The organism is Clostridium putrefaciens (genome assembly GCF_900461105.1).
In the GTDB taxonomy this organism is placed as follows: Bacteria; Bacillota; Clostridia; order Clostridiales; family Clostridiaceae; genus Clostridium_L; species Clostridium_L putrefaciens.
This window is the reverse complement of record NZ_UFWZ01000001.1, coordinates 1,560,608-1,584,169: the sequence shown is the minus strand read 5'-3', so window position 1 is coordinate 1,584,169 and position 23,562 is coordinate 1,560,608. Positions and strand designations below refer to the sequence as shown.

Genomic DNA, 23,562 nt, shown 5'->3' with positions numbered 1-23,562 from the left:
ATTATGAATGAAGAAAAGCAATATAAGATAGATTTTGAAAAAATTGAAACTACATTTAAATTTAAAGATAGTGGGTTAACTCATAGTCAATGTAATCAATTTAAATTATTACCTTATGCAGCAAATGAAAAAACATTAGTTTCAAATTTTGATGGTGTCATAGGAGCATTTTCTCGATATATATGTGATAAAGAGTTAAAAAGTGAATTTAATTTTAATGAGTTTATAGAGAATGTTGTAGATGAAATTGGACAATTTGAAGGCGATAATAGTAAAGAAGTATTTAGAGATATAGTTAAGACTATGTTTATAGATAAAGAAAATCTAGTTAACTTTGATATAAAAACTATAAACTATATATCATCGACAAAGTCGGATGAAAAAATTGCTAAGTTCTTATATTCAATATTTTTTGATGAGGAATTAAAAGCTTCAATTGTAGAGCATTATGATAGAGAAGTAGAAAATATATTATACAAATTAGTTTTAAATGATTTACCTGAATTAAAAAATAAATATTTTCAAAATGAGAGATATAAATGTTATTTACCATTTGTAAAAGAGTTGTTTATAAAAGATTTTAAATTTCTTATAGAGAATGACGACTTATATAAAAACTCATTAAAGAGATTTATTGAATATTACTATATGTTTTATGTATCTCAATTATCTATGAAATTATCTAAATTTGAAAAGGCAAATTTGACTGAACCAGAAACTATATATTATACATTAGGCTGGGAAAGTACATCTAAGAATAGAATGGCATATCAGTTTGGTTGGGATTTACTTAAGAATAATGTAAATTCATTATTTTCTCATGCCATCACCTTAGAATTTTTAAATCATCACAACTTAGATGAGCAACTAGGATATGTAGAACTTTTCAATATGTTTAGCTTAATGGATGAAAATGATATTTCAAATCAAATAGAAACTATTTATAACGGATATACAAGTCGTATAATGGATAAGGATTGGAGTACTTTCAAGCAAAAAGATAGAGAGTGTGCAAACGAAGCTTTTAGTAAAGTATATAAGTTATTTGAAGCTATTCAATATCAATTTAATAAGTCTAGTAGAACTAGAGCAAATAAGGCTTACAAAAATTGGTACATAAGATTTGTATATGAGAACTTTTCAAAGAAGAGAGGTTCACTTGGTTATAATTTAAATTTAACTGAGGAAGATATAATTTTAATGACTAAAATATGTATAAGTAACAATGAAAGGTTAAAATTAAGTGTATTATTTAATGAATTTGAAAAGAGAGGAATGTTTTTTGATAGGGATTCAAAGATTAAGATAGTACAGTTATATGAAAAATTAAATTTATTAGAAAAGAAATCAGATAGCGGGGATGCACAATATGTTAGATCAGTTTTATAGTTATTTATCAAGCAAAATAATACACTTTTTCTGTGAAAACCCTTTAACTTCAGGTGCTAAGTATAATATTCAATTTGAAAAGCAAGAACAAGTAAGAGATCTATATAAGGAATTGCAAAATAATACTTTAGCTAAGGAGTATTGTTATAAAGATAGTAAGGGGGAGATTAAATATAAATCATATCTTTTAGACTTTAATAAAGTAAAGCTTATAATAGCAGCAACGATTGATGATGTTCAGCCAGACTTTTTAACTAGACTTAGAAATATGGTTGGATTAGAAGAAGGGTATACAGATAAGGCAATACTTTTTATTCATGATACTAATCTTGATAGCATTATGGGTGGAACAGAAGCATTTAGCAAAGAGGGAATGCCTTTTCATATAAATTCTATTCAAAAGGATATAAGAAAAAGATTAGCAACTTCAGAGTTTACTGATGTAGATAAGGCTATTATAGAATTAGACTTAGAAAGAAAAAATAAAGAGTTATTTGGTGAAAATATTTCAATTTTTGAGTATAGAGATTTACTAGAAATAATAAATGGAACTTGTATTGAAAAGGAACAATATAAGAACTTTGGTCTTTTTTATGATAGTAAGCTAAAAGATTGCAATGGCAAAGAATTGAAAAAGAGAATAGATGAGAATTCAACTTACTACAACAGAGTTGATGAAATTCATAATTATGGAAACCCAGAAACTCAATTAGAAAGATATTTTGATGAAAAAGGAATAGATAAATTAAAGAATGAACACTGGAAATTTGTTGATTATAAAGAAGTGAAAAAATCTATAGAAAATAGAATAGACGAAATACCATTAGTATATAAGCCATGTAGTCAAGAATGGGACAAAGAAGAAGGTACATCTAAAGTTAAATCTAGAACTAGAAATATTATAGTATTTAATGAAACGTCCGCTGATAGTGTAGAGTTAGAATTTAATTTTGATGGTACAGTATACAAAGATTTCATAAAAAAACTGAAGGAAATATAGATGTAGTAGCATCAGGAAAAAGATTAAAATCAATTATTCATAAATCAGAGGCAGATATTGATTTTTACAAGATAATTTATAGAAATGATAAGAATGTAAAGTTTGAATTTAAAATAGTAATGCTTGAATGTGATGAAAAATATTTAGAGAGCATAAAAACAAAGTATTCAATTATTATGAAAGGCAAAAATAATTATATTTCAGTAAATACAAATGATTCAAATATAGTATTTAATGAGTATGCTCAAAAGTCAGTTAAACATGAAGTTGAGTATAATAATCATACAATTGAAGTTAATGAAGATGAAAGTGTAATAGTAAAAGTTAGCGATAATTTTGAATATGAAAATGATAGTGATCTTTCTAGGTTTAATTTAAAGGTGAATCAATGCTTAATACCTATTGGAATAATGGGGACAAGTGAAAAGATTGCTCCAATTGAAGGTATGAAGATATGGAAGTTAAAAAGAGAGAAGAAATGTGACTTTAGATTAGCTGGAGAAAATAAGCTGCAACATGGAACCAAAGAATATTTTACTAGAGATGAGTTTAGAAAGAACTTACAACTTGAGAAACAGATAATAGAGAGTGAAGGAATATATTTTATTGAATCTAATGATGGATTAGAATCTATGAATTTAGAGTTAAATTCAGAATTAAAGATAGCCTATGGTGAAATTATAAGATATTTTAGTCTTTCAAATAAATTGCCAAGTTTAGCTTATTTAAATGATGAATTAAGAGTGTTATATAAAAGGTTTATATATATATATATAAAGTCATTAGAGGAAATAGAAGAAGGCTCATACCTTACAAGAGAGGAAAAAGATTTATTTAAAATTGGTGTTATAAAAAGAGAAATTGAAGATAAAGAATTAATGCTTACATCACTTCATCCTTTAAATATGGTTTACCAAATTCATATAAATGAGGAAACTTGTGAAGAAGTCATGGATGACGAAATTATTAAGAAATTTACTTCAACATATCTGCTGCCATATATATTAGACGATAATAATAGTCTGTATATTCCAATGGAGCAACATCATTCTCCAGAATGGAAGTATTATGTTGATGAAACTCTTCCAAGATATAAAAGCTCAAGAGATTTTGTATCTAAGTTAGTTAATGAAAAGATAGATGAGTTTGTTGGACATTTTAACTACATGTTCAGTATGGGAAATAATGCACCTATAAGAATTAATTTAGTGAATACAGGTGATAGCAAAGAGATTCTTCAAGGAATATTTAAATATTATATTAAGAAATTAAAATCAAATAAAACTAGAGATGTTTTACCAATAGACTTATTTATATATTCAAATAAAAGTATTACTAATGCTTTTGAAGAGGTAGCTTTCAATGATGACATCAATGATTTAAAAGCAACTTATGGCTTAGATTTAAATGTAGGCACTATGTCTGAAGAAGATGTATTGGATTTATATAGAGAAAAGGTTCATTTCTATGCAAAGAAATTAGCAGATGGAATAGAGTACGCTCATATTACATTTTTAGAAATGAACAATGATGTAAAAACTATAACTTCAATTATGGATGACATTACATCAGGAATAATATTAAATGGATTAACTTCAGGTGTACCATCAGTATTCTTAGGGGATTCTTATAGAACTGGATTTGGCACGAAATATGCAAATAAAGATAATGATTTAATGAAAGTAGCAGTTAACCTTAATGCTTTAAATGCAGCAATTGGTGGAGAACCATATAGCAGTAAACAGTGTAAGGCAATATCAATACCTAATAAGAGTAAAACAGCGTTAGAAGCTATTTATGAATCTAGTCATTGGATAACATTTATAGATCCTAAGGTGGATTTAAACTTCTTTAAGAATGATCCGGATGCTAAGGACTTATTAATTATACATTATAGTGATCAATATACTACAGCAGGTGGATATGATGCCATAACAGTTACAAGAAAATCAGGACCATATCAAAGCGTTATTGAAGAATTTTTAACTAAAAAAGGTATTGAAAATGCACATAATTATTCATCAAATATAATAAATATGTTCAATGCAGTTAATGGAGATTGGTTACTAAGATTATTATCAAGCAAGTCCTTTATTCCAAAAGAAAAGATAAGTATATTATCTGCTATAAAATTAGCTCTTGCTGAATTTAAGAAGGATAATATTATATGGGTTCCAATATCCTTAGAAGAAGTACTTAGGGTATCAGGAGGGGCTGGGCTCAAGCAAACAGAAGGTTTCTTCTCTGCTAAAAACTTAGGATTTGAAAAAAATGGTGCAACAAGTGATGATGTTCTTTTAGTAGGGATAGAGCAGGTAGAAGATAAGATATTTGTTCATTATTATCCAATAGAAGTTAAAATAGGAGAAAATAATTCTTCATATATTCAAAAAGGTATAGAACAAGCTAAATCTACTAAGAAAATATTCAATGAAACTTTATCAGAAGATGAAAATGGAGATATAAGTAGTACCAAAAAGATATATCGTAACTTCTTAATGCAATTAGTGATAACAAGTGCAGAGAAGCTTAATCTTTATGATGTATGTAGTGAAGAAAATTGGAAGAGTGTAATTGATTCGGACTTAAGAAGAAAGCTACTTAATGAAGAATATGAAATAAATAACTCTATAGAAAAATCTATGGGAGAAGCAGCCGTTATATCATTTAAGAAGGGTAACTTATATAATGATATACGAGTAGAATATGGAGTTATGGTTATTGAAATGTCTGAAGAAGATGGAATTAACTTTATAACTAAGAGTGTTCGAGAAATACGTGAATTAGTAGATGGTATTGAAGTAGAGGGAACAGATTTAAATTCAGATATAAATAAATTAGTATATAAAATTAAGGATGAGGAAGTAGAATTTGAAGAAACTATTGAAAAGTCACCTCAAGAATTAGTATATACTATAAAGACTAAAGAGGAAGAAAGAATAGCAGAAGTAGCAGAATTAAAAACTTCAAATGAAGAAAGGCTTAGCTCACAAGAACAAAAAGAAGTAGGAAATATGGAGATTTTATTTGGTGTAAATCAAAAGAATAATAGAGAAGTATATTGGTGTCCTAATGATACTAATAAATTAATGCATAGCAATACTGGAATAATTGGAACAATGGGAACTGGTAAGACACAGTTTACTAAATCAATGATAACTCAAATTCATAGACAGTCTAAGTATAATTTAGATGAAAAAGATGTTGGAATATTAATATTTGATTATAAAGGGGATTATAATAAATCCAAAAAGGATTTTCTAGATGCTACAGATGCAAAAGTATTTGAATTATATCATTTACCTTTTAATCCATTATCAGTAGTTAAAGCAGCTAACTCAAAACCAATGCTTCCATTACATATAGCTAATGGACTAAAAGAAACCTTAGCAAAGGCATTTGGACTTGGAATAAAGCAAGAAACATTATTAAGAGATTTAATAATGGAAGCCTATGAAAAGAGAGGTATAATTAAAAATGAACCTGATACATGGAATAATCCAGCACCTACACTTAAGGATGTATATGATATATATGTTAGTAAGGAAGATTTAAAAGAGGATAGTTTATATGCTGCATTCAGCAACTTAATAGACTTTGAAATATTTGAACCAGATCCATTTGAAACTAAGAGTCTTTTTGATTTAATAGATGGAGTAACAGTAATAGATTTATCAGGATATGATCCAGGAATACAAAATCTTGTGGTAGCAATAACATTAGATTTATTCTATTCACAAATGCAGGCATATGGACATAGCAAAATAGACGGAAGTTTAAGACAATTAAACAAAGTAGTATTAGTAGATGAAGCAGATAACTTCTTAAGTAAGAACTTTGATTCATTAAAGAAGATACTAAAAGAAGGAAGAGAATTTGGAGTAGGAACAATACTTTCGACTCAATTACTTAGCCATTTCTCCACTGGAGAAAATGATTATGCAAACTATATCTTGACTTGGGTAATCCATAATGTAGCTGACCTTAACAATAAAGATGTCAGATATATATTTAATACTCAAAGTAAACAACAAGATGAAAGTTTATTTAATAAGATTAAGAGTTTGAATAAACATTATAGCTTGGTTAAGATGGGGGATAGTGATAGAGCTGTTTATATGAAGGATAGGGCTTTTTGGGAATTAATAAAACAATAAATCAAACATTAAAATAAAGGAGCTGTATAAGGAGTGAGGCTTGTATATTAATGTCCAGATTTAAATTTTATTGAAGAAGGAAAGTTATATAGAGGAAGATGTTATACCTTAGATAATTTAACAAGCTTTAATGTTTATGTTGGTCTAAGATGTAAGAAGATGAAGAAGGTGTATAAAGATATAGAATCGAATATCGAACTAATTAAAGTAGTATTAATCGCAATAAATTAACTAATTATTTACAAGATTGTATTATGAATAATTAAATTGTAGCTTTAAATCTAAAAATATAGTATGTAGATGTAAATTAATTTTAAACAAATATTATTGGAAAGGTGTCAAAAATAAAAAATAGACTTGTTGTAGAATGAAATTGAACTAATAAAAAAATCCATAGTGGATTATTCTGTGTTATGATTTAATCGTCAAACAAAAACATATACACGGAGGATAATCACTATGGACTACCCAAATAGTAACATAAAATCACGTAAAAATAAACACTTGAATTTTGAAGAGCGCATGACTATTCAACTTCGTCTTAAAGATGGGTTTTCAGCATATAGGATAGCTAAAGAGCTTAATCGTCCTATAAATACTGTTCTAAATGAAATACGACGTGGTACTACTACTCAAATTAAACAAGGAAAATGTATTGAGATTTACCTTGCAGATACAGGCGAAGCCGTTTATAAAAAACATCGTCTTAATTCATGTCGTACATTTAAGCGTTTAGAATGCTCTGACTTCATTAACTATGTTGTAACTAAGATACAGCATGATTCATGGTCACCTGATGCTTGTGTAGGTAATGCGCTTAAAACTGGTAAGTTTGAGCGTTTTCAAATGGTATGCACCAAGACCTTGTATAACTATATTGATCTTGGGTTGCTACTTGTTAAAAATGCAGACTTACCAATAAAGCTACGCTGGAATACTAAGTCAACAATGATCAAAAAGCATAAGAAAAAGCTTGGTAAAAGTATTGAAGAACGTCCATGTCACATAAATAATCGTGAAGAATTTGGTCACTGGGAGATTGATACAGTGATTGGTGAAAAATCAGGTAATGACTGTGTACTTTTAACCATTCTTGAACGTAATACCAGGAATGCCATTGTGCGTAGAATTGTATCTAAGACTGCTGACGCAGTTATGAATGAACTTAGCAGCATCCGTAACTTATATGGCGATAAGTTTAGCCAAGTATTCAAAACAATAACAGGCGATAACGGTTCTGAATTTTCCGATTTATCCACAATTGAAGTTGACTCTGATACAAAAGTGTATTTCACTCATCCATATTCCTCATTTGAAAAAGGAACTAATGAACGTCATAATGGCCTGATACGTCGCTTTATCCCTAAGGGGAAACGTATGTCAGACTATAGTGCTGATGACATTGCATTCATAGAAGATTGGATGAACACCCTTCCTAGAAGGATACTGAAATACAAAACTCCAGAGGAACTATTTGAAGCACAGTTAGATATAATATATGCAGCCTAAGTAATTTCAACGATTTAAGTCATAAATAGAAATTAGTTCAATTTGTTATTGCAATTTGTCAAAATAAAAAATAATGAAAAAACTAGTTTAAAGAATAAGTTAATTAGCTCTTATAAATGCATTTTAATTTTAATTTTAGGATTTTGTATTTTAATAATTACGTATAAGATGACAGATAATGTAGGAAAAGTATTTTTAGAGACACTCTAATCATATTTGATAGTAAGTTGTTTACTAGATATATTAGATAAATGTATTAAAAAAGAAAATGTGATAGTAGATATTAGTAGTGGTATTAATAGTGAAATTGATGCCATGAAACTTGGAATAAATAAAATAGATATAAATAATGAAACAATACTAACTTCAGAAAAGATAATTAAAGCTGCAAAAAAGCATATAGATATTTTACATGTATATGGGTATAGATGGACTAGGGACAATGAGAAAGAATTAACGAATGCATTAAAGAGTAAAGTAAAAGTTAGGGTTATTATATCCGATTTTAATAATGACATAACAATGGAATTCTATAAAAATCATATGAATAGTGATATAAAAAGTAAAATTAAAGAGGTATTAAATTTATGGCGATATATATGTGTCAATTTAGGGGATGACAGCAATTTAGAAATATATTTATTTGATGGTGCAATTACACATGCACTTCATTTAAACGAGAATAGTGTTGTTATAAAAAGTATACCAGCTTGCAAATCATACAATAAAGGTAATACCACAACCATTTATTCGAAAAAATTAGAAAATGGTATATATGAAAAATATGCACAAGAAATAGAACAAATAGTAAAAGAAAGTACGCTATATACTATTGAGGATTTACTTGAAAAAAGCGAGAATTAAATTCTCGCTTTTTGAATATCACATAATCTTGTGTTTTTGTTTAACGTAATTCTAATAAATTGAGAACTTTTATTTTCAAGACCAATTTCTTTAATAACATAAGAGGGTTCACCAATTCCACAAGCAGAACCAGAAGAAATAGCAATCTTATCAGCTAAATCCTTAATCATCATATCATTAACAATACCAGGAATTAATAATCCTATAACTCCTGGTATATGATTATCAGGGTCTCCTAAAAATTTGATATCTGGATATTTGTCAGTTAGCATTTTTTTAGCTTTAATTTCTAATTCATATATTTTGTTAATATATGAATTCATATCTCTTTTGGCAATTTCGCAAGCCTTTCCGAATCCTACAATGTTATGAACAGCAGAGGTTCCACCTCTATAGCCTTTTTCTTGTAAGCCACCATGAATTAATGATGTCAATTTGTAATCTGATAATCCAGCCTGTCTAATAAACGCAGCTCCAACCCCCTTTGGTCCATATAGTTTATGAGCAGAGACAGAAATAAAATCTACTGGAATCTTCTTTACATCTATATCTATTTTACCTAATACTTGAGTAGCATCAGAATGAAAAAGCACCCCATGTTCCTTAGCGATAGCACATAAACTTTTTATATCATTTAATGAGCCAATCTCATTGTTCCCCCATATGAAAGAAGCAAGTATAGTATTTTCTCTTATTGAATCTTTGAAAGTATCTTCTTGAATTTGAGCATATTCATTTACAGACAAAAAAGATACTTCATATCCACGATCTATTTTTTTTGAAATTCTTTTTTTCTTTAAAAATTGGCTAGCTATTGTACTCTCTGATTTATTCCAGAATACATCTCCATTTAGAAACTTACATGTTTGAAGTATTGACTTATGTTCTACAGTTGAAGTAATTATGTGATTACCTTTTTCTTCATAGTGTTTTTTATAATCAGCAATACCTTTAATAATGAAGTTATTGCTTTCAGAAGCACTACCAGTAAATATTATTTCTTTTGGTTCTGCATTCATTAAATTTGCAACTTGTTCTCTAGCTTTATTTACGGCTTTTTCGGCATTTACAGCTAGTGAGTAGTATCGACTAGATGGATTGCCATATTCCTCTTTTAAATAGGGTAACATTGCATCTAGTACTTCAGGATCAATAGGGGTAGTTGAGCTATTATCTAAATATATCATATACTAGCATCTCCTTTTTCTAGTAAGTTGGTTATAAACTTTTCTAAATTACCGCCAGCATATTTATAGTTATTAGATAGAAGTTCAGCACCTCTATCTATATGCAACTTCATAAAACATGGATAATATTCATCATCACTTATATGTCTTCCAAGATTTATTTCCATAAGTGATTTATATATTGAATCGAATTCACCAGTTACAGTAGATCTTTGTAATTCTAATCCACTTGTATCATTATTTTCATATTGCAAAATAGAAGTAGGAGAATTTAATGACATAGAAACTGCTATTTTACTTAAAGCAAACGGCTTAAGATTTGAGCTTTTGCCAATTTCTTCAAATATGTCTTTTGTTTTTTTTGATGTTTTTAATCTAAATCCCATAATTACACCTAAAAATATCCATTTTTAACCTCAGTCTTTCTTGAATTATTATTATATAACAATAAATATTCATCACATACATAAGGTTTAATAACTTTGTATAATTCAGCATCAACTTCTTTATTAGTAGAAAGAATGATTACTTGGTTACTTATGTTGGGAAAATATTTAGTGCTTAATGTATTTCTATGAGTTTTATCTATACGAGCATAGGGAGTATCAATTATAAAGGGTATTTCAACGCCAGAGCTTTTAATAATAGACCAAATCAAACAAAGAATATAAATTTGTTTTTCTCCATTTGAAAAGTCATTTATATTTACTTTTGTACTTAATATAATTGAATTTAACACATCTTTAGTTATATTTTCATGAAGTTTTTTGTTAGTTGTAACATTATAATGATTGTATAAGTCTTCTAAGAATTTAGGACCATATTTTTTAGATAAACCTTCAAATCCAATATTTTTTATTATATTTAATATATCATTAGTGCTATAATATTTATTAATATAAAGAGTGGAATTAAAGTCATCATCAATAACGATACTATTTACATAATTATTTTTTCTTATTACCGTATTAAATATGTTAATGAATTCATCTTCTATTAATGAAATTTTATCTTTAGTTAAATTTATAAGTAGTTCATCTAAGTATGAAATAAGGTCATTAGAGATTTCCAAAACATTAGAATTCTGAAGTAAGGTAGTGTACTCATTTTTTGCTCTAGTAAGGTGATATTCTTTATTCTTCAAATCTTCATATTTCTGTTCAAGCGTTGATTTTGTAAAAGTTAAAGCATTTTGAGCGTCTAATATATTTTCATTTATAGAATGTATTGATTCCATATAGCTATTTAAGATGTCTTCTGAAATAGTTGAGTTTAACCTTTGTCTTAAAGCCTTTAATTTTGAAGCTATTTTAAAGGTTCTGGCAAACCTTTTTTTAACTTCTGCCTTATATGAATTTTCCTTTGATAGGATATTGTCAATTATAAAATTTATTGAGCTTTTTTGTTCAGGAGCTAAATTTAATATAGTTAATACATTGTCTAACTCTTTTATATCAAACATATTTGAAAGCATAGTAGAGGCTAATTCATTGTAAATATAATCACTTTTATTATTAACTAAACCATGCTTTGATAATGATTGTTTTATTATTTTACCTGATAATTTATTTTTAACACTGTTATAAGCGTTTAAGGACTCTTCTTTAGATATCTGTGCCTTAGTATCACTTAAAATATTAGTTATTAATAAAAATGGAAGTGTATCATTACAAAAATCTTTAATATATTGATTTATATCAGTACGCTCATTTTCAAGTTTGTTCATTTCAGTATTTAAAGCAGACTTTTCATATTCTAAAAGGCCACCACTATTTTTAAAATATTCTTCTGTTTCAGTCCTTTTAACTAATAGGTTATCAAGATTTTCTTCGTGTAAACTAAGTGTATTTTTTAACTCTTGAATATCCCTCTTTATATTGGCGGTATAAGAAGATAGCTTATCAAAATTTATTTGAGCCTGTTCTAGTTTTTTATTTGATTTTGATTGCAATCTTTGTTGGACAAGTAGTTGCTTTTTTAATATTTCAAAAGTATCGTAATTAAAAAGTTCAAGTATTGATTCTTTAAGATTAGCATTAGCATTTTTTCCAGTAAAGAAATCACTTAACTCTTCACCATCAAAGAAGAAGAAGTCAAATAAAGATGGTGGAATTACTGATTTTAAATATTTATCAAAGTAAATTTTATCTTCTTCATTTAGGTCTTCGCCATTCAATGATACTTTAAATTTTTCCTGTATCCTTTGTTTTTCATAATTCCATGAACGACTTAAATAATAATTTTTCATTTTAGTTCCTTGCTTAAAAGAAATACTTAGTTCAATTAAACATTCTATTTCTTGATTTTTAAACGCATTGTCATTAATATTATTCTTAATTTTAGTTAAATAATTATGATTTTGTCCCAAGTATCCATAGCAAGTAGGACCATAAACACATAATTTTATTGCTTCGAATAATGTAGATTTACCAGCACCATTTTCTCCTCCAATTAAAATAATATTTTTATCACCTTGAGGTGTGAAAAAAAATGTGGTTTTATCTTCATATGATTTAAAGTTTTTTAGAGTAATGCTATTAATTATCATTTCCTATATCCTCTACAATCTCTTTATGCAAGTGCTTTTGATTAAGTAGTTTGCTAATTGACTTATCCAATATAGTCTTATTTGCAAAATGTTTATATTTATTTGTTTCAATCAAAAGTTTATTAACAAAATTTTGATCAAATTTATGTTTATCACATAAATTTGTTATTTCAGTTAAAGTATGACTATCAAAGATAGTTTTTTTGTAGTCATCCCAAGGGAGTCTTTCACCTATGACATTATAATATAAATCAACTAATGATCTACGAGTTAAATCTTCTTCTTCATCCCATATTTTATCAATGGCTTCAAGTTCTTCCTTAGTAATGAGTTCAATTTCATATTCTTCATTTATAATCTTTTGAGTTTCCAAGAGTTTTTTTAATATTAGCTTCCTAGCTTTGAAGTTAAATGGCCCATATCCAACTATATTTATAAAGTTACCTTTATCATCAGATTGTATTTTTGCTGGGTCTATTTGTAGATTATCTGTTAAATTAATAAGTTCTAGATAAACTTTATCTTTATCAGTGGAATTAAAGGTTTTACCACTCTCTATTAATGTTTTAGAATTTTTCAAGTCTATATAATAGTCACCATTCTTATCAGTAAATATATAATCATCATTTAAAGTGTATCCTTCCAATAATGGAAGGTTTTCCAGATATATCTGTTTATAATAATGATTTCCATCCCTTCTATATTGCCTTCTATATTCATGCTTATTTCTAATACTTAAAATCCATGCTCTAAAATCTAGCAGGGGTTTCAACCAACTTTCACCGTTTTCAACAAAGCCAGTTAATGATTTATCTTCATTAACAACTGTACAAATCCAACATCCAAATCGGGAATTACCGCACGAAGGTGTATTTTTATCATTAGTAACTGTAAATGGACACTCACCACCATCTGAGCCCATGTATAATTTAAATAAGTCATTATTAGTTGAGCCCCAAGGTGTATCCCCATTATTGCTAAGTAGTATATCCCACACATTATCTGTAGTTAAGTCTACAATTGGATTGTATACATAAGTATTTTCAAGAGAGCCATGCGGCGTTAGAAGATAGCCTTCGATTTCTCTATTTTTAATTCGTATACCCCTTGATATACTTTCGGATTTTCTAACCCCAAGAAGTACAACAACTTCACCATTTTCTTTAACCTTATCTTGTATAAATGCATTAGAAGGCTTAATTTTAAGACGTTCTGTGCACCATCTAAATCTTATAGAGGTAGGGGTAGGCAAACCCTTTCCAATAATATTAGTCCAATATGTGTTACTGTAATCAGGATGAACCATATGAGTATATAATGGAAGGTTTTGAGATTTAGCACCCTCATTTATTAATTTTGAGTTTACCTTTAAGTATCCAAGTATTATAGGATTCTCTATTAATGTATCTGAGGAAACAATATAAATATCCTTATGCCTTTCTTCAGGTGATAAGTTCTGTAACATAATAAATGCTAATTGAACTACAGCAGTGCTATCTTTACCTCCGCTATAGCCTATAACCCATGGTCGAGTATCATTTTTATAGACCATTTTCATCTCTTCTAGTATAGCATCTATTTTATTTTGTAAATCTATATTCATAGTTAAAGCTCCTTTTTACAATCCCTTTCTAATTTAAGTTCTTCCTTAGTTAGAGGGAGATTCAATTTCATTTTTATTAAGTTATTTGTTAATTTTACATAAGTCGAGCTTTTTACAATACGTCCATTGGGACCTATAACTCTATGCTGCCAATCTTCTAAATTAGACCTGTGCCAATCTATACCTTTAACATTTGACAGTTTGTGTTTCCAATTAGAAGGGTTATCTATATACAGGAAATTTCCGACTAATCCTAGCGCCTCCAAAACTACCCCGTTAGAACTTATATAATCAGTTCTAAAAAGATGAGGATTAGTGTGCTTATCAAATACAAATTTCCATTCAATCATATTTTCACATAGTACATCCCAAAAATCCTTTATAAATTTAATAGTTTTAGGATCCTTAATGTTAAGTTTATTTGATAACTTTTTATTAGTTTCATTAATACTACTTAAAGTAAACAACTTAGGTGAAAATTTAGATAAAGATGGATTTTCTTTATCTGTATAGTTTTTTAAATAGATATTTTCTTCAAGTATAGATTTTGTAACAATAGCTATCGGATCTCTTGAATCATATAATATTCCGATAGATTTCGATACATTAATAGCATGTTTATTTAAGTCAGCAAATATCTGTTTACTCCTATTTAGGCCCTCATCTATAAATAAGACAACGGAAATTGTTTCATCGCCTAATTCAGGAAATGTTTTTAATGCCTCTTCAATAGCAGCCCTTCTATGTTGTCCATCGTTTATTAATAAACGACTATCCATAGATACGTTAAGAGTTCCTATTTTATTATTAAGTGTTTCATCAAATGGTATAAATTGAAATTCACCATCTATAGAAGCTGTAACAGATGAAAAAACATAGTCCTTTGTATTATTTAATATATAAGATGTTATCTCAGGAATCCTTGATTTATTAAGGATTCTTTGAGCTCTATGCTCAGGTGGTAATTCATCCTCATTAAAAATAAATAATTTAGATAAAATTGATAAAGGACACATTATGACGAAAAAATCTCTATCAGCCTGCTTTCCTATAATTGAAGGGAATGTATAAAAGAAATTATTTTTCACAACACACCTCCTACGTACGTAAATATATTGAGTAAATTATAGTATATATACTTGTATAAGTAAAGATTTTAAATTAAGATTACACATATTTATATTAAATGCATTTATATATTGAAGAAGAAAACAACTAAGGTAATTAATGGAGTGAGGTATTGGAATATGAATAATAGCTCTTTTAAATATAACTACATTTGTTATAATAGTTATTATTGAATAATATTTAAGCAATTAAGAGTAAATAAGTAAATTAGAGAATGTGTTTTTCGGATTATGATATCAATGCTAAATTATTAAAAGACTAATAAGAATATACAAAATATTAATAAGGTTTAGGATTGGATAAAATGAACTTAAATAAGGAGCAACAAACTCTAGTAAATGAACTAGATAGAAATATTATATTACTGACTTGTTGTAGAATGAAATTGAACTAATAAAAAAATCCATAGTGGATTATTCTGTGTTATGATTTAATCGTCAAACAAAAACATATACACGGAGGATAATCACTATGGACTACCCAAATAGTAACATAAAATCACGTAAAAATAAACACTTGAATTTTGAAGAGCGCATGACTATTCAACTTCGTCTTAAAGATGGGTTTTCAGCATATAGGATAGCTAAAGAGCTTAATCGTCCTATAAATACTGTTCTAAATGAAATACGACGTGGTACTACTACTCAAATTAAACAAGGAAAATGTATTGAGATTTACCTTGCAGATACAGGCGAAGCCGTTTATAAAAAACATCGTCTTAATTCATGTCGTACATTTAAGCGTTTAGAATGCTCTGACTTCATTAACTATGTTGTAACTAAGATACAGCATGATTCATGGTCACCTGATGCTTGTGTAGGTAATGCGCTTAAAACTGGTAAGTTTGAGCGTTTTCAAATGGTATGCACCAAGACCTTGTATAACTATATTGATCTTGGGTTGCTACTTGTTAAAAATGCAGACTTACCAATAAAGCTACGCTGGAATACTAAGTCAACAATGATCAAAAAGCATAAGAAAAAGCTTGGTAAAAGTATTGAAGAACGTCCATGTCACATAAATAATCGTGAAGAATTTGGTCACTGGGAGATTGATACAGTGATTGGTGAAAAATCAGGTAATGACTGTGTACTTTTAACCATTCTTGAACGTAATACCAGGAATGCCATTGTGCGTAGAATTGTATCTAAGACTGCTGACGCAGTTATGAATGAACTTAGCAGCATCCGTAACTTATATGGCGATAAGTTTAGCCAAGTATTCAAAACAATAACAGGCGATAACGGTTCTGAATTTTCCGATTTATCCACAATTGAAGTTGACTCTGATACAAAAGTGTATTTCACTCATCCATATTCCTCATTTGAAAAAGGAACTAATGAACGTCATAATGGCCTGATACGTCGCTTTATCCCTAAGGGGAAACGTATGTCAGACTATAGTGCTGATGACATTGCATTCATAGAAGATTGGATGAACACCCTTCCTAGAAGGATACTGAAATACAAAACTCCAGAGGAACTATTTGAAGCACAGTTAGATATAATATATGCAGCCTAAGTAATTTCAACGATTTAAGTCATAAATAGAAATTAGTTCAATTTGTTATTGCAATTTGTCATATTATATTACTTGCATCGGCGGGTACAGGTAAAACTGATACCTTATCTAAGCGGATTGTAAATATAATTAATAAGGGGAGGGCTAAACCTTCGGAAATTTTATGTATTACTTTTACAAATAAAGCCTGCAAAGAAATGATGGATAGATGAAGTACAACATACAAGTACTATAGAATACTAAATGATCGAAATGTTATTTGAGGGTAATAATGTTTTAATATGTGTAGATAAGTTTCAAACTATTTACGGATGGTAGCCATCGGATAAATTATAGAGCTACAAGAAATTTAACAAAAGCTACAGTAAGTTATCTTCAAAATGCATTTCCTATAGAAACGAAAGGTTTGTACGAGGAAGGTATTATATCAAGAGCCATGGAAGACGGGGATAAAATCTCTTTAAAGGTAGCGGGTAATCTAAGGGAAGAGGCAAGGTTTATATTTAATGAAGTAACATCTTTAGTAGATAGAACAGGAACTTTAGATAATATCTGTGTACTAAGTAGGGATAACAATTACAATGTAAAATTAGGTGGAGAATTTAAAAGAATTATGAGCTATGAAGCTGCAAACTTTGAATTTATATTAGTAGATTAATTCAAGTTTTTTAGAAGGTAAGAAATAAAGGATATAATAGCTTTTTTAAATCTTACCTCTAATAGGTATGACTCTATAGGCTTGAAGACGATTGCGAAACGATTACCTACAGGTGTAGGTGATAAGACTTTTGATGCTATTGAAAGTGATGAGTTTAAGAAACTAGGAATAGCATTATCAGACTTTATTGATAGTGATGTACTTATGTATGGGGAAAAGTATTCCCAGATATAAGACCCTACGAAATTGTTGGTAAGACAGTAGACGATTTCAATATTAAGACACTGTACACTGGTGATGAAGGTAGAAGTAAAATTGAAAGATTAAGGGACTTTTATGTGTTGTTAAAAGAGCTTGATGATAAGAGCAAATCTAGTAAAGATTCGCTTCAAGATATAATTAAAATTACATCGCTTTCTAATGGTGAACTAGAAGCTCTAATTATTAATAGAACTAAGAAACCTAGGATATCAATAATAACAGTTCATCAAGCAAAGGGTTTAGAGTATGATACTGTATTTGTTTCAGGTGTACAAGAAAATACCTTTTCATCATATACGGCGATAAAAACACAAAATCTAGAGGCAGAGAAAAGAATATTTTATGTAGCTATTACAAGAGCTAAGAAGAGTCTTTACATTACTTGTAATACGGAAGGGGGATATTATAGACAGGGTGAAGAAAGTAGATTTATAAGCTTAATACCAAAACAATATATAAATGTTGTATAAATTATGTAGTATATATACATATATAAGTTTATAAAATATAATAATTGAAATATTAAGAATATATACATATTTTTTGGGCAAAATATGTCTAATTGATATATAAATATAAATATAAATATAAGCTAGATTTTAGGATTATATGTTCTACTAAATCTAGCTTACATTTATCTAAAGATTAATTACAATATTTAGATAAGTTGAACCCAATGATATAAGAGGGCTGCATGTTAATTTACAGAAAACATTATCATAGATATACATTGAAAATTGCGACTATGGCATTAAATATATTTATTTTAAATTACTTCAAATAAGGTTATTAATGGAGATTTAAGACTTTAAAAAGGTAACCATTTAGATTAAAACCTTTAATATCATAAAATCTTGTTGTAGCATAGCCTAGCTATGATAAGCTCTATTTTTCAAATGCTTAGGATAGGAATAGAATATATGAATGCACAAAGATATACATGCAGGAGGTGGTTAAATGGATTTTGTAATAAACAAGATTATTGATATTGACAAAGATGCAGAAAATTATCGAAAAAACATTATGGAGCTAATAGATGAAAAGCAAATGGAACTAGAAGAATCAATCAAAGCTATGAATAAAGACTCTGATGAGGAACTTAAAAGTAAAAAAATAAGCATACTCTCGTCTAGTATAAGTGATGCAGAAAATAAGGCTAAAGACATAAAAATTGAAAAAGAAAAGCAGTTAAGTGTTGTTAAAGAAATATATGAAAATAACAAAGTTAAAATCATAGACGAAATCTTTAATGAAATAATCCATTCCCTTTAGGAGTGATATAGAATGGGAAATGATGTTAAGTTTACTGCGGTAAATGCTAAGGTGAAAGCATTAAAAGGAAAGATGCTTAAAGAAGAAGACTTTTTAAAATTACTTCAAAGCAAGGATTTGAAAACTGCTTTAATGTACTTAAAAGAAAACACTAGATATGGGGAGTTGCTTCAAAATTACGATTTTAATAACATTCATAGAGGGTATTTAGAAATTATTTTAAATAAATATTACACAAAAGTATTTAATAAATTCATTAATTATTTCAATGGTGAATATAGAAAGCTCGTTAAAAACTTATTCTTAAAGTGGGAAATTGAAGACTTAAAAGTGATAATAAGAGGTAAATATATAGGTAGAGACAAAGATGTAATTGAAAGTAAGCTTGTTGCTGAAAATAGTTTAAATACTATAGATTATGGATATCTCTTATCTTCAAAATCAACGGATGAAGTAATAGAAAGATTAAAGGGAAGTATATATTACCATGGGATAAAGAACTTAGCTAATGATGTGTCAAAAAAGGGGCTATTTAGAATTGAAACAGAACTTGATTTTGTGTATTTTTCTATTTTAAGAAAAGAGCTAAAACACTTAGATAAGCAAAACAAAGAAATACTTAAAGTTATAATTGGGTTAGAGGCTGATTTATCTAATTTAAGCTGGATATATAGGGGCAAAAAGTTTTATGATATAACCCAAGAGGAATTATTTAACTACACAATTTACGATGGTTATAAGCTATCACCAGAGGATATTAAAAGCTTATGTTACACTAAAACTATTAAAGATTTTCATGATGTAATAGAACAAACACATTATGCATGGATTTATGAAGTTGATAATTCAAATACTATCGAACTTAGAGAAAAAGAATTTCAAAAGAAATATTTCAATAAATTTATAAGAGAAAACAGGTCGGATTTTAGTGTGGTTATAAGTTATTTAATTTTATATAGGATAGAAATAAGAGAAATAATCTCTATATTAGAGCAAAAGAGGTATGAAATGGATGATAATGATTCAAAAAAGTATATAAACATTAAACATTGATAACAGGGGGGTGAATTCATGTCCGTAGAAAAAATGTATATGGTAAATATGATTGGATCCTTTTTAGATTTCGAAAAGCTTACTAAAAACTTGGCATTAGAAGGCTACATTCATCCGGTAAATGCGCTTCAAGAAATAGATTCTTCGGATTTTTCGCTAGAGACGTCAGAAGATAATATAGAAACATTGATGGATGTAAGTTATATTAGACCTTACGTTTATGATAGGGAGTTTAGTTTAAATTTAAAGCGTTTAGAAAAACTAGAAGAACAAAGGGCATATTTCAATATACCTAAAGAAAATTTTATGGATGTAATTTATGATTATGAATTAATAGAAAAGGAAACAGAACAGATTTTTAGTGAGTTTGATGAATTACATAAAGAATATGAAGCTTTAAATGAAAGAGTACAATATCTAGAAAGTACTCACCAGGCTTTTAATTTTTTAAAGGATGCTTCCTTTAAGTTAGAAGATATGTCCCATATGAAAAATTTCAAGGTAGGGCTATATAAAGTAAGTAAAGAAAATATGAATAAAATAAGAGCCAACTATGAAAACATACCATCAGCAGTTACAACTGTTCATAAAGAACAAGATTTTATAATATTTATATCCTTTACTCCAAAACTTTTAATTTCTGAGGCAGAAAGAATTTTTAAATCAGCTAATTGTGAAGAAATACTTTTACCTTATGAATATAAGGGTACTCCAAAAGAAATCATGCGTGGACTTATATTAGAAGAGGAAGGTAATAAATCTAAAATAGCTTTAGTAGAAAGTAAAATGAAAGAATTCTTAATAAGGTCTTCTAAAAGAATAAGAACATTAGAAAATAGCTATGAGTTAGAGAAAAAGTCTCTAGAAATAAAGAAGACCGCTGCTCGTACTAATGAGTTCTTTTATTTGTCAGGATGGGTTCCTTATACACTTATGGGTGATCTTGAAGAGTTATTAAATTCATTTGAAGAAGGAATAATCTTTATTAAAAAGACACCAAAAGAAATAAATAATAAAGATATAATACCACCTACTAAACTAAAAAACAATTCTATAATTAAACCCTTTGAAAGTATGGTTCAAATGTATGGAATACCAACATATACAGAAATTGATCCAACTATGTTTCTTGCTATAACATACACTATAATGTTTGGTGCCATGTTTGGTGATGTAGGTCAAGGTGCAGTGCTTTTACTTGGAGGACTTTTCTTAAAATATAAGAAAAAAAGAGTGAATCTTGGAGGTATTTTATCCAGAATAGGCTTAAGTTCTATGGTATTTGGATTCTTATATGGTAGTATATTTGGATCTGAAGAGATAATTGACGCATTATTAATTAGACCAATGGAGGATATAAACGACATTTTAATATGGGCAATTGTATTTGGTTGTTCCTTTTTAATACTTGGATTTATATTAGGGATTATTAATAGCTTTAAGAAAAAGGATATAGAACACGGTATATTTGGTAAGGAGGGTCTAGCTGGTTTCTTATTTTATATAGCTGCTTTAACATTAGTTGTAAGTAAGGTATTTAAAAAAGAAATATTGCCTACTGGAGTATGGATAGTATTTCTTGTTTTATGTCTAATTTCTATTTTGTTAAAACAACCTTTAGCTCATTTAATAGAGGGAAAGAGACCTCTATTTGTTGATGGTGCTAAGGATTATTTCATAGAGGCAAGCTTCGAAGTTATAGAAACTTTACTTTCTATGTTTTCTAATACTATTTCATTTATAAGGGTAGGAGCATTTGCACTAAACCACGTAGGTCTTTTTGTAGCTTTTTCAGCTATGGCGAAGATGACTAAAAGTGGTGTAGCCTCAGTATTTATATTGATTTTAGGTAATATAATTATAATTGGGTTAGAGGGACTTATAGTATTTATTCAAGGATTAAGACTTCAATATTACGAACTATTTAGTAAGTACTATGAAGGTGCCGGAATTCCCTTCGAACCAGTAAAAGTAGATTTTAATTTAATCAAAAGATAAGACTAAAAATAATTTTAAGAGGTGTATTTATTATGATGATATTATTAACATTAACATTTTGCGTTGTTGTAGGAACTTTAACTTACGGGACTATACAAAAAGGAAAAGATGAAATAAGCGGAAAAGAAAAGATGAGAAAAGCATTAAAGATAAACTTAAGTATATTTGTACCAGTTGTAACTGCAGCTTTAGTTATGAATATACCAAGTATAGCTCATGCAGCTGAAGCTACTTCTGCTGGTGCATCAGGACTTGGATACTTAGCAGCTGGTCTTTCTACAGGACTTGCTACTATTGGAGCTGGATATGCTGTAGGTTCTGTTGGTTCTGCTGCGCTTGGAGCTGTTTCTGAAGATCCTAAGATATTAGGTAAAACTCTTATATATGTTGGTCTTGGTGAAGGTATCGCTATATATGGTCTTATAATTTCTATAATGATACTTTCAAGATTATAATTTAAGGAGATAATCATGAAAAGTTTTTTAATAAGTGATAATGTAGATACTGTAGTTGGAATGAAAATGGCTGGTATAGACGGTATAGTACTAAACTCAAAGGAAGAAATATTAGAGAAGATAAAAGAACTAAAGGGTCATAAAGAAATAGGAATTATAATAATAACAGAAAAAATAGGTCTTTTAATACGAGATGAGGTTGATAAGATTAAGGTTTCAAAAGAGGGGCCATTACTTGCTGAAATACCAGATAGACACGGTTCTATTAAGGGCAATGATGCAATAGTTAAGTATATAAAAGAATCTATTGGACTTAAGATATAGGAGGTTTAATACATGACCACCATTGAAGATAAAATAAGCTTGTTTTCAAAGATAATATATGAAAAATTAAACGAAGAAAAAGAAGAAAAGTTAAAAGTATTTAACGAAGAAGCAGAACTTAAGATGAGTGCTGAAAGAAAGAAAATTGCTCAGATCAAAAAGGTTTCTGAAAGAGAAATCATAAGAAAGGCTAACGTTAAAGCAAGCGGCATTATTGCAAAAGAAAATTTGAATAAACAAAGAGAGATGTTACGGTTAAAGGATGATATTATAAAAACTACTATAAAAGAAATAAAAGATAAGCTTTTAACCTTTGTAAATTCAAAAGAGTATGAAGATTACCTTATGAGCACAGTAACAAAGAATCTAAAACTATTAAATAAAGGTGAATATTATTTAATAGTTTTAGATAGAGATCTTAATAAATATCAATCTCAAATAAAGGCTATTTCGGAAGGTTTTATGGATAAAAGGGTGGAAATTAAAGTATCGAAAGACGACTTTATTGGAGGAATTATGATTAAAGATTTTGATGGACGATTTAATATAGATAATAGCATATATTCAAAACTTGAAGAGAGTAAAGAATTAATAGGTATTAAAGTTATGGAAATGCTTGATTAGGAGGTGAAACA

19 protein-coding genes and 1 pseudogene are annotated in these 23,562 nt (G+C 28.4%); 15 read left to right on the top strand and 5 right to left on the bottom strand.

Annotation, left to right across the window (positions count from 1 at the left end; genetic code table 11):
• Window positions 1–3 precede the first annotated feature (3 nt).
• The 5 genes from dptG to DY168_RS06850 all read left to right on the top strand — a co-directional run bounded on the left by dptG (window position 4) and on the right by DY168_RS06850 (window position 8,919).
• A complete protein-coding gene (gene dptG / locus DY168_RS06865) occupies window positions 4–1,389 on the top strand; it encodes a DNA phosphorothioation-dependent restriction protein DptG (protein ID WP_115641091.1) in 1,386 nt (461 codons plus the stop codon).
• Complete coding sequence (locus DY168_RS15005; RefSeq protein ID WP_242984075.1) at window positions 1,370–2,389, top strand: hypothetical protein; 1,020 nt, start codon at window positions 1,370–1,372, stop codon at window positions 2,387–2,389. The genes dptG and DY168_RS15005 overlap by 20 nt, the downstream gene beginning before the upstream one ends.
• A gap of 176 nt (window positions 2,390–2,565) precedes the next feature.
• On the top strand, window positions 2,566–6,546 hold the full coding sequence (locus tag DY168_RS06860; RefSeq protein WP_242984074.1) for a helicase HerA domain-containing protein: 3,981 nt from the start codon (window positions 2,566–2,568) through the stop codon (window positions 6,544–6,546).
• Window positions 6,547–7,005: 459 nt separating this feature from the next.
• Window positions 7,006–8,055: an IS30 family transposase gene (locus DY168_RS06855; protein WP_115641084.1), complete on the top strand. Its 1,050-nt coding sequence runs from the start codon at window positions 7,006–7,008 to the stop codon at window positions 8,053–8,055.
• 216 nt (window positions 8,056–8,271) lie between these two features.
• Window positions 8,272–8,919, top strand: coding sequence for a phospholipase D-like domain-containing protein (locus DY168_RS06850; RefSeq protein ID WP_115641090.1), 648 nt, complete (start codon window positions 8,272–8,274; stop codon window positions 8,917–8,919).
• On the opposite strand, the gene DY168_RS06845 is transcribed toward DY168_RS06850, so the two are convergent.
• Genes DY168_RS06845 through dndB form a run of 5 tightly spaced genes read right to left on the bottom strand, consistent with a single transcriptional unit; the run spans window position 8,916 to window position 15,345 of the window.
• Window positions 8,916–10,106, bottom strand: a complete 1,191-nt coding sequence (locus tag DY168_RS06845) for a cysteine desulfurase family protein (RefSeq protein ID WP_115641089.1) — start codon at window positions 10,104–10,106, stop codon at window positions 8,916–8,918. The genes DY168_RS06850 and DY168_RS06845 overlap by 4 nt on opposite strands.
• On the bottom strand, window positions 10,103–10,492 hold the full coding sequence (locus tag DY168_RS06840) for a DndE family protein (protein WP_115641088.1): 390 nt from the start codon (window positions 10,490–10,492) through the stop codon (window positions 10,103–10,105). Before DY168_RS06840 ends, DY168_RS06845 begins: the two co-directional genes overlap by 4 nt.
• An 8-nt stretch (window positions 10,493–10,500) precedes the next feature.
• Complete coding sequence (gene dndD, locus DY168_RS06835) at window positions 10,501–12,654, bottom strand: DNA sulfur modification protein DndD (RefSeq protein ID WP_115641087.1); 2,154 nt, start codon at window positions 12,652–12,654, stop codon at window positions 10,501–10,503.
• A complete protein-coding gene (dndC, locus tag DY168_RS06830) occupies window positions 12,644–14,257 on the bottom strand; it encodes a DNA phosphorothioation system sulfurtransferase DndC (protein ID WP_115641086.1) in 1,614 nt (537 codons plus the stop codon). Before dndC ends, dndD begins: the two co-directional genes overlap by 11 nt.
• 2 nt (window positions 14,258–14,259) lie before the next feature.
• On the bottom strand, window positions 14,260–15,345 hold the full coding sequence (gene dndB / locus DY168_RS06825) for a DNA sulfur modification protein DndB (RefSeq protein ID WP_115641085.1): 1,086 nt from the start codon (window positions 15,343–15,345) through the stop codon (window positions 14,260–14,262).
• A gap of 511 nt (window positions 15,346–15,856) precedes the next feature.
• On the opposite strand from dndB, the gene DY168_RS06820 reads away from it, so the two are divergent.
• From DY168_RS06820 to DY168_RS06785, 10 genes and pseudogenes are all read left to right on the top strand, one after another.
• On the top strand, window positions 15,857–16,906 hold the full coding sequence (locus tag DY168_RS06820) for an IS30 family transposase (RefSeq protein ID WP_115641084.1): 1,050 nt from the start codon (window positions 15,857–15,859) through the stop codon (window positions 16,904–16,906).
• 47 nt (window positions 16,907–16,953) lie between these two features.
• The gene (locus DY168_RS15190) at window positions 16,954–17,118 is read left to right on the top strand and encodes a UvrD-helicase domain-containing protein (RefSeq protein ID WP_341458809.1); all 165 of its coding nucleotides are present in this window, start codon (window positions 16,954–16,956) and stop codon (window positions 17,116–17,118) included.
• A 77-nt stretch (window positions 17,119–17,195) separates the two neighbouring features.
• Window positions 17,196–17,798: pseudogene (locus tag DY168_RS14995) on the top strand (3'-5' exonuclease).
• A complete protein-coding gene (locus DY168_RS14990) occupies window positions 17,795–18,295 on the top strand; it encodes a 3'-5' exonuclease (RefSeq protein WP_341458808.1) in 501 nt (166 codons plus the stop codon). Before DY168_RS14995 ends, DY168_RS14990 begins: the two are co-directional and overlap by 4 nt.
• 487 nt (window positions 18,296–18,782) lie before the next feature.
• Complete coding sequence (locus tag DY168_RS06810; RefSeq protein WP_115641083.1) at window positions 18,783–19,097, top strand: hypothetical protein; 315 nt, start codon at window positions 18,783–18,785, stop codon at window positions 19,095–19,097.
• Window positions 19,098–19,109: 12 nt separating this feature from the next.
• Complete coding sequence (locus DY168_RS06805) at window positions 19,110–20,150, top strand: V-type ATPase subunit (protein ID WP_115641082.1); 1,041 nt, start codon at window positions 19,110–19,112, stop codon at window positions 20,148–20,150.
• A gap of 18 nt (window positions 20,151–20,168) precedes the next feature.
• Window positions 20,169–22,148: a V-type ATP synthase subunit I gene (locus DY168_RS06800; RefSeq protein WP_115641081.1), complete on the top strand. Its 1,980-nt coding sequence runs from the start codon at window positions 20,169–20,171 to the stop codon at window positions 22,146–22,148.
• Between the two features lie 32 nt (window positions 22,149–22,180).
• Window positions 22,181–22,603 carry an ATP synthase subunit C gene (locus tag DY168_RS06795; protein ID WP_115641080.1) on the top strand — a complete coding sequence of 141 codons (423 nt, stop codon included), beginning with the start codon at window positions 22,181–22,183 and terminating at the stop codon, window positions 22,601–22,603.
• Between the two features lie 15 nt (window positions 22,604–22,618).
• Complete coding sequence (locus DY168_RS06790; RefSeq protein WP_115641079.1) at window positions 22,619–22,927, top strand: V-type ATP synthase subunit F; 309 nt, start codon at window positions 22,619–22,621, stop codon at window positions 22,925–22,927.
• Window positions 22,928–22,939: 12 nt separating this feature from the next.
• Entirely contained in the window at window positions 22,940–23,551 is a 612-nt protein-coding gene (locus DY168_RS06785) for a V-type ATP synthase subunit E (RefSeq protein ID WP_115641078.1), read from the top strand.
• Window positions 23,552–23,562 lie beyond the last annotated feature (11 nt).